This window comes from Arcanobacterium bovis, from assembly GCF_004331995.1.
GTDB classification, from domain to species: Bacteria; Actinomycetota; Actinomycetes; order Actinomycetales; family Actinomycetaceae; genus Arcanobacterium_A; species Arcanobacterium_A bovis.
Genome location: NZ_SJDT01000007.1, coordinates 1 through 14,668, shown reverse-complemented (window position 1 = coordinate 14,668; position 14,668 = coordinate 1). Strand labels below are relative to the sequence as shown.

The 14,668-nt window shown below is 51.9% G+C and carries 14 protein-coding genes and 1 tRNA gene; 9 read left to right on the top strand and 6 right to left on the bottom strand.

Annotated features, from left to right (window positions below):
- Positions 1–62 precede the first annotated feature (62 nt).
- Complete coding sequence (locus EZJ44_RS07885) at positions 63–1,277, top strand: AAA family ATPase (RefSeq protein ID WP_131282148.1); 1,215 nt, start codon at positions 63–65, stop codon at positions 1,275–1,277.
- A gap of 239 nt (positions 1,278–1,516) precedes the next feature.
- On the opposite strand, the gene EZJ44_RS07880 is transcribed toward EZJ44_RS07885, so the two are convergent.
- The 5 genes from EZJ44_RS07880 to EZJ44_RS07860 all read right to left on the bottom strand — a co-directional run bounded on the left by EZJ44_RS07880 (position 1,517) and on the right by EZJ44_RS07860 (position 5,587).
- Entirely contained in the window at positions 1,517–1,696 is a 180-nt protein-coding gene (locus EZJ44_RS07880; protein WP_131282145.1) for a hypothetical protein, read from the bottom strand.
- Between the two features lie 645 nt (positions 1,697–2,341).
- Positions 2,342–2,412, bottom strand: a tRNA-Gly gene (locus tag EZJ44_RS07875).
- 154 nt (positions 2,413–2,566) lie between these two features.
- Entirely contained in the window at positions 2,567–3,472 is a 906-nt protein-coding gene (locus tag EZJ44_RS07870; RefSeq protein ID WP_131282142.1) for an FAD:protein FMN transferase, read from the bottom strand.
- Between the two features lie 49 nt (positions 3,473–3,521).
- A complete protein-coding gene (locus tag EZJ44_RS07865) occupies positions 3,522–4,100 on the bottom strand; it encodes an FMN-binding protein (protein ID WP_131282139.1) in 579 nt (192 codons plus the stop codon).
- A 158-nt stretch (positions 4,101–4,258) separates the two neighbouring features.
- On the bottom strand, positions 4,259–5,587 hold the full coding sequence (locus EZJ44_RS07860) for a ferredoxin reductase family protein (RefSeq protein ID WP_131282136.1): 1,329 nt from the start codon (positions 5,585–5,587) through the stop codon (positions 4,259–4,261).
- A gap of 264 nt (positions 5,588–5,851) precedes the next feature.
- On the opposite strand from EZJ44_RS07860, the gene dcd reads away from it, so the two are divergent.
- The 7 genes from dcd to mnhG all read left to right on the top strand — a co-directional run bounded on the left by dcd (position 5,852) and on the right by mnhG (position 13,443).
- On the top strand, positions 5,852–6,439 hold the full coding sequence (gene dcd / locus EZJ44_RS07855) for a dCTP deaminase (protein ID WP_131282131.1): 588 nt from the start codon (positions 5,852–5,854) through the stop codon (positions 6,437–6,439).
- A gap of 284 nt (positions 6,440–6,723) precedes the next feature.
- Complete coding sequence (locus tag EZJ44_RS07850; RefSeq protein WP_131282125.1) at positions 6,724–9,837, top strand: Na+/H+ antiporter subunit A; 3,114 nt, start codon at positions 6,724–6,726, stop codon at positions 9,835–9,837.
- Positions 9,837–10,325 carry a Na(+)/H(+) antiporter subunit C gene (locus EZJ44_RS07845; protein WP_165496151.1) on the top strand — a complete coding sequence of 163 codons (489 nt, stop codon included), beginning with the start codon at positions 9,837–9,839 and terminating at the stop codon, positions 10,323–10,325. Before EZJ44_RS07850 ends, EZJ44_RS07845 begins: the two co-directional genes overlap by 1 nt.
- Entirely contained in the window at positions 10,322–11,875 is a 1,554-nt protein-coding gene (locus EZJ44_RS07840) for a Na+/H+ antiporter subunit D (RefSeq protein ID WP_131282117.1), read from the top strand. The genes EZJ44_RS07845 and EZJ44_RS07840 overlap by 4 nt, the downstream gene beginning before the upstream one ends.
- Complete coding sequence (locus EZJ44_RS07835) at positions 11,872–12,663, top strand: Na+/H+ antiporter subunit E (protein WP_131282113.1); 792 nt, start codon at positions 11,872–11,874, stop codon at positions 12,661–12,663. The genes EZJ44_RS07840 and EZJ44_RS07835 overlap by 4 nt, the downstream gene beginning before the upstream one ends.
- On the top strand, positions 12,656–13,060 hold the full coding sequence (locus EZJ44_RS07830; protein WP_206661885.1) for an MrpF/PhaF family protein: 405 nt from the start codon (positions 12,656–12,658) through the stop codon (positions 13,058–13,060). The genes EZJ44_RS07835 and EZJ44_RS07830 overlap by 8 nt, the downstream gene beginning before the upstream one ends.
- On the top strand, positions 13,057–13,443 hold the full coding sequence (gene mnhG / locus EZJ44_RS07825) for a monovalent cation/H(+) antiporter subunit G (protein WP_241658645.1): 387 nt from the start codon (positions 13,057–13,059) through the stop codon (positions 13,441–13,443). The genes EZJ44_RS07830 and mnhG overlap by 4 nt, the downstream gene beginning before the upstream one ends.
- A gap of 100 nt (positions 13,444–13,543) precedes the next feature.
- Here mnhG and EZJ44_RS08845 read toward each other — a convergent pair whose 3' ends face one another.
- Positions 13,544–13,987: a TM2 domain-containing protein gene (locus tag EZJ44_RS08845; RefSeq protein ID WP_206661884.1), complete on the bottom strand. Its 444-nt coding sequence runs from the start codon at positions 13,985–13,987 to the stop codon at positions 13,544–13,546.
- A 226-nt stretch (positions 13,988–14,213) separates the two neighbouring features.
- Here EZJ44_RS08845 and EZJ44_RS07815 point away from each other — a divergent pair, with 226 nt between their 5' ends.
- Positions 14,214–14,468, top strand: coding sequence for a DUF4235 domain-containing protein (locus EZJ44_RS07815; RefSeq protein ID WP_131282109.1), 255 nt, complete (start codon positions 14,214–14,216; stop codon positions 14,466–14,468).
- Positions 14,469–14,668: the final 200 nt, after the last annotated feature.

Here is a 14,668-nt window from a genome sequence, read left to right as displayed (position 1 = left end):
ATTTATTTTATGTAGGTTTATTGGATCTTGATAAACCTACATAAAATAAATAAACTTGTTGTATGGATCCACGAACAAACCCGTATACGCCAAATGCTGGAGCTCGACCGCAAGTGTTAGTTGGCCGTGATGATCAGCTTGAACTTTTCGATATTCTCTTGGCACGCTTGCAGCGAGGCCGTACGGAACAATCGATGATTATCACTGGTCTTAGAGGTGTTGGTAAAACTGTTTTGCTTGGTCAATTCCGAATGAAGGCTTTGGAGCAACGTTGGGTTGTTGTGGAACTTGAAGCGCAGAAACATAATGACCGAGATTTTCGTCGAGATATTGCAGCTCGTATGAGGACGGCGCTTTTCGAACTCGCACCTGGGAGAAAATGGTCGGAAGGGCTTAAGCATGCGGCACAGGTGCTCAAGAATTTTAATTTTACTGTAAGTGATACTGGATCAATGAGCTTTGGGTTCGATGTCGATTCTCTTGATGGTTATGCCGACCACGGAGACTTGACGATGGATCTTGCTGACTTGTTTATCGCGGTTGGTGAAGCTGCAAAAGAGAATAAGCGAGGAGTGGTGCTTCTCTTTGATGAAGTGCAGTTTCTCGCAGCAGATCAGCTTGAAGCGTTAATTCAAGCTTTACACAAGTGTGTCCAGAGAGAGCTTCCTATTACCTTTGTGGGTGCTGGGTTGCCTCAGATTGCTGAACTTGCGGGAGATGCAAAGTCTTACGCCGAGCGGTTATTTAAGTTTCCGAATATTAAAGAGTTGTCATACATGGATGCCAAACAAGCTCTCAAGCTTCCTGCAGAAGAAGAGGGTGTAAAATTTGATGAGGATGCATTAGATCGAGCCGTTGAAATTTCGGGTGCATATCCATATTTCCTTCAAGAATTGGGATATGCGGTGTGGTCTATTGCAGATGGTGACAATATTACGATCGCTGACATTGACCAAGTAATTCCGCGGTATGAAAGTAAACTAGATGAATCGTTTTTTAGAGTCCGTCTTGATCGGGCAACTGAGCTTCAACGTGCATACATGAGAGCAATGGCGGAGTTGGGAGCGGGTCCACAAAAAGCTGCCGATGTTGCCGAAGTTATGGGACGGAGTTCGCAAAATCTAGCTCCAGTTCGAAAATCGCTCATTGATATGGGGCTGCTGTATGCACCTGATCACGGATATGCTAGTTTTACTGTTCCGCATTTTGATCAGTTCCTTAAAAGAGCTATGCCTGAGCTAGTTGTTCCCCCTGTGCGATCCAAGAAATATAAATGATCTACGCGTGGATATGGAAAACGCATTATCTTGAAGGCTTTCACCTTTTAATTTCACAAGCTCATTTAATTATGTAGCGTTATCAGAATAGGTGAATGTGTCGCGATGTTGCCGATCTTCCTACCTAGCTGACTAGTTGCTAGGAACTCTATATGTCATACGAAATTGACTGAGAACCGAGTAAATCGAATAAGTGACTTCGCTCCGAGATATCTGCCAAAAACATTGCTAAGGTGATGTTAGCCGCGTGCCCGATAACGCCGGTAAATGTTACTCATTTTTGTGCCGGCAATTATGAGAGCGCACCACAGGGAAACAAGCAGTGCAAGACCAGCTCCTGGAGCAAAACCAATTGCTGAAAGGATGAACGCAAAAACGGCAGCAACAAGCATTATTTTGGATGTAAGTTTATTGTTCATGGTTTTCCTTGGTTTCTTGATTCCGTGCCGTGATTTCTTCAATGAAATGCAGCTGCCAAGATGCTCAATGCTAAGGCGATCAGCGTCGCGGCAACTCCGTGCACAACAAATTACTTGAAAGAATTGTACCACGGTAGCTTTCGTGCGAATAGCAGTATGCTCAGTACCGGTTCAGTACCGTTTTGCCGAAAGGTGGAAAACAGCAAAAAGATTATCGCTTAGTTTAGGCGGTTCTTCTGTGCCATCATATAGCGCCGACCGCGCGGGGCTGATCCCGCATGCGAATCGTCCTGGCTTAACTAGTCAATACGGAAGTCATTTCTCTCCAGTCACATTGCATTAAATTGGATGCCGGAACGCCTGAATTTGTCTCGCGTATTGATTTTGCGTGAGACGGGGGCTGGTGCAACCTAGTTATATATTGTAATAAACATATCCCGACATGGATAGTGTGTGAGGTCTTCCCTAAGTTAAGCAATTCTCGGGGCATCGCGCGTATATAGCGCGATGAGTAAACCAGCGCCTAAGTTAGAGCACAACAAAGCACAACTAACTTTGAGCCAACAACAAAGAGTTCGCCCCAGGAATAAAAACAGCCTGTTTCAGCCACTAAAACCAGCTTTATGCCAACCGATAAATAATCTGAGCGGGTGACGGGAGTCGAACCCGCCTCTGCAGCTTGGGAAGCTGCCGTTCTACCGATGAACTACACCCGCGAACGCGTTTGCGTGCCAGTAAATCTTATTCCATCCACGTGCGAAGATTCAATTCTGCGCAGCACGCGTCATGTCCCTTCAATTCTGCACAGCGCACGTCGCTTTCCATCTCACTACGCACTTACCGCGCACTAACTGCGGCCTCACTCCACGTTCACTGCGCACCTATCCGCCAAGCATGCTCGGTGTCCCCAGTGTCGACGCCGAAAGCGCTGTATTCGCCAAGCTCACCAAACCATTGGGCTCCTTCGCGTCCACAAACCACTAGGGCTGTTGAAGCTATCTCTGCCACTCCGGCGTCGGGCCCGATCACTGTGGCAGAGCGTGCGCGCAATCCGTTTGCGCCAAACGGATTCACGATATGCATTCCGCGCTCGTAAGTGCCCGACGTCGTAATCGCTGCGTTCGTGACCTCGAAACTTGCCGCGATCGCGCTGGCGTCGTCGGGATGCCGCACGCCGATCCGCCACGGTACGAGCGTGCTTTCTGCCTTCGACTCCCCGCCAACGCCGTACAGCCCTGCCTCACCGACCAGCTCACCAGTACCACCCGTCTCAGTAGCCACACTGTCGCCAGCTACTCCCGCATATCCGCGATTGACGACGTCTCCACCTGCGTTAACACTGAAATTGTGTATCCCATGCTCGCCCAAAATGAGCGCCATTTTCTCGGCAGCCCATCCTTTGACGTAGCCCGACGGGTCAAAACCTCCTGGTACAGCCCATGGATCGAAAGTGCCCTGAGTGGCTACCTTTCCCCATTCGCAGGCTTCGATCACCTCAAGCAGCATGGCGTCGGCGCGATTATGCCGGTTGAGTTCGTAGCGTTTGCGCCAACCGCTGCGATACGCGGTAACGGCGGAATCGTAGCGGAAAGTAGACAGCGTTGCATCGACGTCGTGCATGAAATCGACGCATCGCGCAAACGCTCGGTCAATCTGCGAATCCGCTGGTAGTTCGCTACTAGGTAGCTCTCGCACATCGATCGTCACCACGGTACCCCAGATGTCTTCGCGGTGCCTACGCGCTCGCGTGTTCGCCTGAAAAAGTTCAACATTCATAGCACAATTTCGATTTCCGTCGCTTGTCTCCAGTTAATCAACGTTCCAATTAATTAATGCCAGCCTGATCCAAAGCTGCCTGCAGCGATTGCTTGAACGCTTTCACGCTGTACGTAGCGCCGGAAATACCCGACACTTGTGCCGACTGCTTCTGCAACGCCTCTTCCACGAGAGTTGGCATTGCCCGGCTGTTGATATGCTGCGATTCGTGGTCGCCAGGAACTTTCAACACCTTGATGTCGGTGATTTTTCCGTTGTTAACCCACGCACGGACCTGTGTGGTTCCGTATTTATTGCGTGCGGTACCTTCGTAGGCGGTGCCTTGTGCCGAGCTGGTGGACGACGACGCCGAACCGGACGATGACGAACCAGACGACGAACCGGACGATGACACTGTCGAGTTGTTCGCGCTGGTGCTCGCCTTCTGTGCGGATTTCGTTGTGGATTGCCCAGCATTTGCACCAACCGTTGTTCCGGGGTCTTGCTCTGCCTGAGCAAAAGCGTCTGGTCCTTGGTCTGGTCCTTGAGAGTTTTGAACGAGCTGCAGAACCGGGTGGGAGGCAAGTACGCCGAGCGTGCCAAGCAAAGTTGCACTTCCAATAGCGATGCCTTTTCGTGTTGCTTTCATGATGTTTTCCTATCTTGTTAAGTCGTGGAGTTTGTGTGAATTGAGTGTGAATGCTCGGGAGTGCGTTCGAGTTTCGAAGACTTGCTGAACGCTAGTGCAAGTTGTCTAGATTTCCGGTTTCGTACCGTTTGCTCTGATACGTACCGTCCACAGCGCTCTTACCAGTCGAAATGCTCGATGTGGACGTTTTCAGCGGGGGTGCCAAGCTTTTTGAACGCTCCGTGAACGGTTTCGTTAAAGGCATTTGGGCCGCAAATATATACCGCGGCGTTGCGCACGTCGCCAAGCAGTGTGCCTAACATCTGCGAATCCATCGGGTAAATGGCGCGCGAACCAGGAAGAATATGCACACGAACGTATGGAATTTCTTCCAACGCTTCGAGATCTGCCCGAAGTGCAACTTCTGCATTGTTTGACACGCGATACACCAGGTCAACTGGTTGCTTATCGGCAATAGCCCGTGCCAACGAGATGATTGGGGAAATCCCAATTCCACCGGCAATCAGCACCGTGCGCTTCGTATCGCGCGAATGTGCATCAGTGGAAGCGCCATAAGGACCTTCAATATAAGCGCGCGTACCAGGCTTTATGCTCGCAAGCGCGCCTGAAGCATCGCCCAAATTCTTGACGCTGATTCTCATCCGGTCATTAACGGGCGTTCCCGACACTGAATATGGGTGGGATTCGTAGGCCAAGCCTGGAGCATCGAATCGCCAATTGAAGAACTGTCCAGGTGCAACTTTGAGCTTACGCAACTGGGAGCCGCGTACGACCACGGAAACGACGTCGTCGCTCTCACGGATCACCTTCTCAACAGTGAGCTTGTGCTTACGTGAACGCAGGTAAGGCACAGCAACGCGGTACCACGCGATCATGCCAAAGACGACGCCGTAGCACGCTGCCCACAGCACCTTGCCGAAGCCGTCTGCGAACGGTCCACCAATTTCGACTTGGTGGAGGAAAGAGAACGCGACTGCAAGATACATGTAGAGATGAATCGTCCACCACGTTTCGTGCTTGAGGTGCTTGCGTGCGCGATTCCACGACGTTATTCCAGCGACGAAGAAAAGGATTAAGCCGATGAGTGCGGCAAATACCCATTCCATTGTGAGTACGTCGTTCCACAGAGCGCTAAACCAGCCGCTGATAGCCGAGAAACCGCCCGCGGCGTCGAGCACAACCAGAAAAACGTGTGCAATAATCAGCCACAATGCCCATGGGGCGTAACGCTTGTGCCATACAACGAGTCGATCTTGACCGTAAGCACGCTCAATAATCGGAAGACGTGATATGAGCAGCAACATGATGAGAATGCCGTAGCTACCAACAACTGCGGCGAGCACCGACATATTGTAAATCCATGTCCCGCTCGCGCTCGCGAGATTGAGGAGAGTGAGGCCGAGTAGGATGCCGCCGATTAGTCCGACGCCGCACAGAGCCAGTAGCGCACGGCGGTCGAGTCGCCGGGTATCACGTTTCGTTTTCATGAAATCAATTAGAGAATGGCAGACTCTGGCAACCCTAGGAGTTTTCTGGGAGTTATCTGGACGTGATTGTCTTATTGGGGGTCTTATTGAGAATTGGGCGGATGGTTGTCTCGGTTCGTCAGGGAAATGCCGTGCTTGTCGTGGCAGTGTTTGTTGGCGATAAGGGGTTCCTAAGATGGGAATGTGGCATGTGGCACAGTTGGTCGGTGGCCTATTCTTTGACCGTTATTGTCGATTCGCGGGTGTTCATGACACAATTTAAGGGTGTTACTTTCAGATCGTGATATCCGTACCGCTGTTGCAAACGAACGTATTGCGCTAGATCCGTGGGATCCGCAAATGATCCAGCCTTCCTCGGTCGATGTTCATTTGGATCGCTATTTCTTGCTGTTCAATAACCATCGTTACGATGTGATCGACCCAGCTGCTGATCAGTCCGATTTGACCACGCGGATCGAAGTTCCCGCAGATGGTTCTTTCGTACTGCATCCTGGCGAATTTGTACTCGGTGCAACCTTTGAGCAGGTCACACTAGCGGACGACATCGCTGCGCGGCTTGAGGGCAAATCCTCGCTCGGTCGACTCGGATTGCTCACTCACTCAACTGCGGGATTCATTGATCCTGGTTTTTCTGGACATGTAACTCTTGAGCTCTCGAATACCGCAACTATGCCGATTAAGCTCTATCCGGGCATGAAGGTGGGGCAGCTGTGCTTCTTCCAGCTTTCCTCCGCGGCTGAGCGGCCGTACGGTCAAGGCGCAACAGGATCGCGTTATCAAGGTCAACGTGGGCCAACTGCTTCGCGCTCGCACTTGAACTTTCACCGAATCGACGTTTCGCGCGAGCTTTGAGCTCGCCGTGCTGATGCCTCTAGCTATGAGACTCGCCGTGCGCTAGCCATGTGCCATTGCCGCGCGCTTTGAGCTGATAGCTCAAACTCTCGAATGGTGCAGCATCGTTCCGATAAACTAATAGCGACGCCTTGTGCTGAATGCTAGGAATTACGCTGGTTTCTAGGGCTCGCACCTCGTGGGTGCCACTGTGTAGTGTCGCGAACTTACTGCGCACTAACTACAAGGATTAAACCTCTCAAAATGGCACTTGCGAGTATTAACTGTTGCTATCTTGGAGGACAATGCTCGCACTGCTGACGCTATACGTGGTAACCGTTCTTTTTGCACCTATCGTTATGCGTCGTGGTCGGCTCGGCTTTCTGATATTGGCAGCGGTTTCAGCCGCATCTTTTCTTTACGTCGCAAGCTGTTATGACGACGTCGTACGCGGTGCGTTCCCAACGAGCAGTTTGGCGTGGGCGCCCCAACTAGGCTTCGTACTCAGTTTTCGGCTTGATCAGTTATCGTTCGTATTAGCGCTGATGGTTACAGGTATCGGTGCGCTAGTTTTGGTGTATTCGAGCAGGTACTTTTCCGAATCGGCGCAGGGATTGGGGCGCTTTGCTGCCGTTTTTGTTGCTTTTACCGGTGCCATGCTCGGTTTAGTGACTACCAACAATACTCTGGCGCTGTATATGTTTTGGGAGCTCACTACGGTATTGTCCTTTCTTCTCATTGGGCATAGTTACAATCGGAGTTTCTCGCGTCGCGCAGCTATGCAAGCTCTCATCATCACTGTTACCGGCGGACTTGCCATGCTCACGGGATTAATCATTCTTGGCACAATTCCCGGCGGTTCTTTTGATATTGCTGAGTTGGTTGTGCATGCTCGCCTTGGCACGGGAAGCATGGCGTACACCAACGGTAGTTTTGCTTCGTCGTCGCTGGTAAGCATAGCTGTGGCGCTCGTGCTAATTGGCGCCTTTACGAAGTCGGCGATTATTCCTTTTCATTTTTGGCTACCGGCGGCAATGGCGGCGCCCACCCCAGTGTCGGCTTATCTGCATTCAGCTGCGATGGTGAAAGCGGGAATATATCTGATCGCTCGCTTTGCGCCGGGTTTCGCATCGCTTGATATTTGGCGGTGGGCAGTTCTTCTGGCGGGTAGCGCCACGCTTATACTGGGCGGATATCGGGCACTAAAACAAACAGATCTGAAATTGGTGCTGGCGTTCGGTACAGTTTCCCAGCTCGGACTGTTGAGTTTGCTCGTGGGCTATGGCACCGAACCGGTGATGCTCGCTGGTCTTGCGATGATAGTCGCGCATGCCCTGTTCAAATCTGCCTTATTTTTGTGCGTGGGTGTGGTCGATTGGGCAACTGGAACCCGAGATTTGCGTCAGCTCAGCGGATTAGGGCGCAAGATGCCTGTTGTGGCAACTATGGCAGCAATTGCCACGGCATCAATGATAGGTTTGCCGCCATTTTTGGGTTTCGTGGCGAAAGAGGCCGCCCTCCATGCGCTTCTCCACGGTGGCGTAGTGGCGTACTGGATTTTGATTGCCATTGCACTTGGTTCAGCATTTACCGTTGCCTACGGGATTCGATTTTGGTGGGGAGCTTTTGCGCACAAGTCAGGGTCGGGCGTTACAGACGTCCACAAGAACTCGGCCCTTATGCTCAGCCCAATCGGGGTGCTCGTTGGCGCGGGTATTGCTTGCGGGCCGTTCTATGGTTGGGTTGACAGTATTTTTGCTCCTTATGCAGCGCAATTACCTGGGAAGGCCGGTCATCTTGCGCTGTGGAGTGGGGTCAATCCCGCGCTAATGATCAGTCTCGGAATCTTCACGGTGGGGGCAGTGCTCTTTGTGATTAACGGCCGTTGGGCCGCTGCTTTACACAAATTTGATTTTCCAGTGCGTGCCGATCGGGTATTCCAACTCTGCGTTGAAGGCCTCGAAAAGATTTCACGCCTCACCACGTCACTTGTGCAACGTGGCTCTTTGCCAGTGTATTTGTCCACAATCTTTACATTTATACTGATCAGCATCGGCATAGCTTATATCTATTCGGGCGGTATCAACAACGCTCAGTTGCGTGCTTACGACGCACCTGCTCAACTCGGCGTCGCGGTAATCGCTGCGGTAGCAGCGCTCTTGAGTGCGCGTGCTCGTCATCGTCTGAAAGCAGTGCTACTTACCGGCGTCTCTGGCTATGCGGTGGCGCTGATCTATGGCCTGCATGGCGCACCTGACCTCGCTTTGACGCAAACTCTGGCGGAAACAATGGCGCTCGTCGTCTTCATCTTGGTGTTGCGGCGGTTACCTGAATATTTCTCCTCGCGTCCGATCCGGTGGAATCGTTGGATGCGAATTGCTCTCGCAACTGGTGTGGGGCTGGTAGCAGCGGCGATGGCATGGCTGGCGGCAAATGCCCGCATGGCCGCTTCAATGACGCAAACTTTCCATGACGAAGCCCAGCATTACGGCTATGGAAAGAACATCGTGAACGTGACCTTGGTTGATATCCGAGCTTGGGACACTTTCGGAGAGATTTCAGTGGTGATTGCTGCAGCAGTGGGAATCTCTTCCCTCTTATTTATCCGTGACCGCAGCGGACGAATCGACCGTTTCCGTAATCTCCCCAAGTTCGACGACGCCGTCGGCACCCTCCATTCGCAACTCACGCGAGCACAGACGCGCGTGTCGCAAGAATCTGGCGCTGAGCGTTACTCTGACACGCAGTTGCCTAGCAGACGAAACAGACTTTGGCTTGCTGGATCAAGCACTTTGCCGGCTGCGCGCCGTTCGGAGATCTTTGAGGTTGGAACGCGGGTCATTTTTCACACAATGGTAATAGTTTCGCTGTTCTTCCTGTTTGCCGGCCATAATAATCCAGGTGGTGGCTTTGCTGCCGGAATCATGGCCGGCGTAGCGCTGGTTTTGCGGTATGTGGCTGGCGGGCGCTATGAGCTGGGTGCGGCTTTGCCACTCCATCCAGGTCATTTAATGGGTAGTGGCCTGTTGCTCGCCGCGATTTACGCGCTGTTCCCCATACTCTTTGGCGGAACGATAATGCAGACGGTGAAATTGGAAGCCGTTTTGCCCGCTTTTGGCCCAGTCAAGCTTGCCACTGCGCTGTTCTTTGACGTGGGCGTGTATTTGATCGTGACTGGCTTGGTTTTGGAAGTTTTGCGCTCACTAGGTGCTGAAATCGATCGACACGGCGATATGGATTCGAGCATGTATACGGATTCGGTGCAGATTTTGCCCGCGCCTGACCGTCGTCGTGAGGAACGGGACGCGCAGGAAGCAGCGAAACAACAGGAGGATGACGACGGCGCAACTGTTCACCACGGTACGCGCTCTGTAACGTCATTGGGCACTGTGTCAACACGCAAAGCAGGAGGTCAATGATGAATGTTTCATTTGCGCTTCTCATGTTGGGTGCGGTGCTGATCGGAGTTGGCGTGTACTTGATTCTTGAACGCTCTTTGGCTCGAGTCGTGCTCGGATTTGCCAATCTCACTAACGGAATAAATATTTTGTTCCTAGTGGCGGGTGGAAAAGCAGGTGCCCCACCAATTGTGGGGCAGGCCCAGGCTGAGGAAATGGCAGACCCATTGGTGCAGGCTATGATGCTCACGGCGATCGTTATTGGTGTGTCTACCATCGGTTTCTTGCTTGCGATGGCATACCGTTCGTGGCAACTCGACGGAAACGACGAAGTACAAGACGATATGGAAGATCGCCGTATAGCGCGGAAAAATGCGAAGGATAGACTCGCTGCCCGCGCTGACGTGCCACTTCCGCTCGAAGAAGATGCTCCGGCTTCCCACGACGAAACTGAGGATGCGCTGGGCGTATCCGACGATCACGGTGAACGGTGGGGAGGGCATCGATGATGTTGAACTACATAACTGCACTACCCGTCGTCTTACCGCTGTTTGGAGCGGGCGTTTCCTTGGCATTTGCGTCGCGGCGAAAATTGCAACTGATCGTTTCGGTTGCGGTGATGGCTGCGGTTCTCGTTGTGGCAGCGGCGTTGCTTTGGATGGCACGCTCGCAACCAGTGGTTTTGGACGTTGGTAACTGGGCAGCTCCGCTGGGTATCACCTTAGTCGCGGATAAACTCTCATCAATTATGCTGCTTACGTCGGTATGTGTCACGTTTTTGGTGTTGCTTTACTCGATTTCCCAAGGTGTTTCAGACGGCGACGAAGCTGTAACGCTGGCGGTTTATCATCCGGCGTTTTTGATCCTTTCTGCTGGTGTTTCGAATGCTTTCCTTTCTGGCGACTTATTCAATATTTACGTCGGTTTCGAGATGCTGCTACTCGCATCATTTGTGCTTATTACGCTTGGCGGTACTCGTGACAGAATCCGATCTGGCACGGTATATGTGGTGGTATCGCTTGTGTCGTCGGCAGTGTTTTTGCTGGCAATCGTGATGGTTTACGCTGCTACCGGCACCGTGAACTTAGCGCAACTCTCGCTACGACTTCCTGAGGTAGATGCCAGCGTCCGATTGTTGATCCAAGTTCTGCTACTTATCGGATTTGGCATTAAAGCTGCGATATTTCCACTATCTGCATGGTTGCCTGATTCCTATCCGATTGCTCCTGCGCCAGTGACTGCCGTATTTGCCGGTTTGCTCACTAAAGTGGGAGTGTATGGGATTATTCGGACGCAAACTCTGCTCTTCCCGTCCGGTAATCTGAACAATGTGCTCGGTATCTTTGCGGTGCTCACCATGATTATCGGGATTCTTGGCGCAGTGGCTCAGGTGGATATCAAGCGTTTGCTGTCATTTACGCTTGTGTCGCATATCGGCTACATGCTCTGGGGTATCTCAACTGCTTCAACAATTGGGCTGAGTTCTGGAATCTTTTACGCCGTCCATCACATTACCGTCCAGACAGTATTGTTCCTCGTGGTGGGCCTAATAGAACGCCGCGGTGGATCGACGTCGCTTGAAAAACTTGGCGCATTAGCGAAAACGGCACCAGTGATAGCTGTGCTTTACCTGCTGCCGGCGCTTAACCTAGCTGGCGTTCCTCCTTTCTCGGGCTTTTTCGGAAAAATTGGTCTAATGCAGGCCTCAGTTCAGCGTGGAACGCATATCGACTGGATTCTCGTGGCCGCAGGGATCATTTCTTCCCTGCTCACGCTATATGCCGTAATGCGCGCTTGGAATATGGCTTTTTGGCAAGACGCGCCAGAAGAATTGCCGTCAAAACCAACGCCAGCGGGCATGGTGAGTGCTACTGCTACCTTGCTCGCAGTCACTATTGGCATCTCGGTGCTAGCTGGACCAATCAATAACTTTACTTATAAAACTGCTTCGGAACTCTATGAACGTGGTAGTTATGTAACGTCCGTGCTGCCTGACGGTCTGCGTGGCTCAGGAATTTCCGAGAAAGTAACGTCTGGCGAGCGAGGTGACATCAAGTGACGAAAGCGGCTGAAACGATCAAGCGTGCCACGCGGCGGCCGGGGCGCTTTCCGCATGCTTCAATGGGAACGCTCGTGTGGTTAACAATCGTGTGGGTTATGTTGTGGGGCGACGTCACCACTGGAAATTTCCTTGCGGGTTTCCTCGTTGCGCTTCTGGTGACGACGGTGGCACCATTTCCTGCCGCGCCTTTCGATGGGCGATTCCGGCCTTGGGGTGTGGTGCGGTTAGTAGCTATTTTTCTATGGGACATCGTGCGCGCTTCGTGGATACAAGCCGCATTCGTACTAGCCCAAAAACGACCACATGGTGCGATTATTCGCGTGCAGCTTCGTTCTCATTCTGATGTGTACCTCGCGATGGTGGCAGGAATGACTGGTCTGGTGCCTGGCTCAGTTGTGGTGGATTCACATCAAGCGTCTGGGACGTTGTACGTTCACGTATTTGACACTGAGCTTGTGGGAGGTGTGGAAGGCGTGCATCGAACGCTCCTAGAGCAAGAAGAACGAGTATTGCGTGCTTTCGCTTCCCATGATGAGCTGGTGGCGGCGGGATACGTGCCAGGCTCATCGCCGTCATCAGGCAAGTTGCCGACGCCGTACGCTCCACAAACGGGCGACGACGAACGCGGCGATGCGCACGACGTCACGTGTGACGAAGGGCAAGATCGCACGCAACATGTAGCGGCAGACGACGAACGCCGTGGCACGTACAACGGAACGCAAGGCGAAACAGACACCGAAATACGTGCGGAAATACGAGAGGAGGGCGAGCGCCGTCGTGGTTAATATCGTTCTGGGAATGTGTGCCGGGTTGCTCTTACTCTCCGCTGTATTGGTACTCATCCGAATCGTGCGAGGTCCAAGCACGCTCGACCGAATGGTGGCCGTAGATATGATGACGGCGATTTTCGTCGGTGCGTGTTCCCTTCTCGCAGCTCACACGAGGCGTTTGGATCTCTTGCCGGTGTTTATCGTGCTTTCGATTGTCGGGTTCCTCGGATCGACGACGCTCGCGCGCTTCTCAGTGCGTGGCAACAACCGACGCAGACCAGGGGAATTAGGTGAGCGAAAAACGCGGCAAGAGCAGACGGAACAATCGCTGGGTGCGGATGGATCGGCATCGTCCAATAGATCATCGGGAATTGGATCTCAGGAAACGCGGAAAATGAGCGAGGGAGAGTGAAAACTGTGAACTTTATGTATGTGAACTGGGCTGGTGTAGCAGACGCGGTGGGACTTTTCCTCATATGTATTGGCACGGTGTTCACCGTCATTGCAGCTGTTGGTATGCTGCGTTATCCGGATCTGTTGTCACGCCAGCATATTGCCACGAAACCGCAGGTGTTTTCGGTGATTATGTTTTTGCTGGGAGTAATACTGCTCGTGCGGGAAAACTCAATCACATGGACTCTTCTCGCGGTGATTGCTTTCCAATTGGTGTCGTCACCAATTTCGGCTCATATGATGTCGCGTGCCGGCTATAGAGCTGGTCATGTGCGTAAAAATGAGCTGGTTATTGACGAGCTCGGAGAGGATATGGGAGCTTCAACTGGACGTGAAGCATGAACGACGCGTGAAATAAGAGACTAGCGTCGGCAGCTCTTCGTTTTTTCCGACGCTAGTCTCTTAAAGCTATTAACTGTGAGGGCGTTGTTTCGCAACCACACTAATTTGTAAGGGGAACGCCTTCGGCGTCGGTTGGGAAACCTGCGTTTGCGATGATAATAATTCCTTCGATGAAGCCCCAAAGAGAGCCTACACCCAGAGTAAGGATGGTGACGACAATCTGGAGAATACCGATCTTCGAGTATCCCAGATAGAAGCGATGTACTCCGAATCCGCCTAAGAAAATCCCGAGCAAACCAGCTACAAGTCGTGAACGAGCTTGCATAGGTGGCTGGCCGTAGTATGCGCCCTGCGGTGGGTACTGTCCGTACGGGGGAGTCTGTGTATAAGGCGGAGTTTGACCGTAAGGTTGGCCTTGTGGTTCCTGGGCATTGAAGGGTTGTTGTGGGTTGAAAGGTTGCTGTTGCGGGTTGAAGGGCCGTGACGTGCCGCTTTGCTTGTCATGCGGCATTTGCCATGCGTTTCCGCTCGGAGGGGTGGACATTTGATCCTCTTATCTGTTTGGTAGTGCTATGGATTGATCTGTTGGTTGAATGCGTCAATCCGTGCTTGAAAGCAGGATCTCATCATTCTGAAAGGTCAACTTATTCGTGCATTTTTTAGAACAATACTATAGAAAACATTTGCGCGCACAGGGGAATGCCAATGAAAACCTGCAGTTGTTCCAAAATATTGAGATAATGGATTGGTCTTGAAAGAGTGGAGGAAAAATGAATATTGGCTGGAAGCTCGTAACGCTTGGAATCTCAGCTGGATCTGGTTTCGTTGCGCAAAAGATTGTGGAGACGGTTTGGTCAAAAGGTCTAGGTAACACAGTGCCTCAAGGCGATGAGTCCGACGACGAGTTGCCAACGGTGCAGGTTATTGTATTTACCGCTGTGACTGCGGCAGTGAATGCTGCGGTAACGGAAATTTTGCGCCGAAAGGCAACAAAGGCGTACGGCAAAGACCCAAACGTCAAGTAATAATTTCCAGTACTTCGTTTATGTGAGTAGTGACACGACGTCTGAATTTGACCCTGACCTGCGTGTCCACATAAAGTATTTTCCTGTCGCCAAACGAACGGAAAGTTGGTAAACACCGAATTTCCCGAGCGTGTGGCACAGATCTCCAAGGAGTTGGGCATTGTTGATTTGAAATAGAATCGACAATGTACTAAGATGGA

Bases quoted from the DNA above. Each gene is read 5' to 3' on its own strand.
- EZJ44_RS07880 (WP_131282145.1), bottom strand. From the start codon at position 1,696: ATGAACAATAAACTTACATCCAAAATAATGCTTGTTGCTGCCGTTTTT.
- EZJ44_RS08845 (WP_206661884.1), bottom strand. From the start codon at position 13,987: ATGTCCACCCCTCCGAGCGGAAACGCATGGCAAATGCCGCATGACAAG.
- EZJ44_RS07815 (WP_131282109.1), top strand. From the start codon at position 14,214: ATGAATATTGGCTGGAAGCTCGTAACGCTTGGAATCTCAGCTGGATCT.
- EZJ44_RS07860 (WP_131282136.1), bottom strand. From the start codon at position 5,587: ATGAAAACGAAACGTGATACCCGGCGACTCGACCGCCGTGCGCTACTG.
- EZJ44_RS07845 (WP_165496151.1), top strand. From the start codon at position 9,837: ATGAATGTTTCATTTGCGCTTCTCATGTTGGGTGCGGTGCTGATCGGA.
- EZJ44_RS07840 (WP_131282117.1), top strand. From the start codon at position 10,322: ATGATGTTGAACTACATAACTGCACTACCCGTCGTCTTACCGCTGTTT.
- EZJ44_RS07870 (WP_131282142.1), bottom strand. From the start codon at position 3,472: ATGAATGTTGAACTTTTTCAGGCGAACACGCGAGCGCGTAGGCACCGC.
- EZJ44_RS07850 (WP_131282125.1), top strand. From the start codon at position 6,724: ATGCTCGCACTGCTGACGCTATACGTGGTAACCGTTCTTTTTGCACCT.
- EZJ44_RS07885 (WP_131282148.1), top strand. From the start codon at position 63: ATGGATCCACGAACAAACCCGTATACGCCAAATGCTGGAGCTCGACCG.
- EZJ44_RS07865 (WP_131282139.1), bottom strand. From the start codon at position 4,100: ATGAAAGCAACACGAAAAGGCATCGCTATTGGAAGTGCAACTTTGCTT.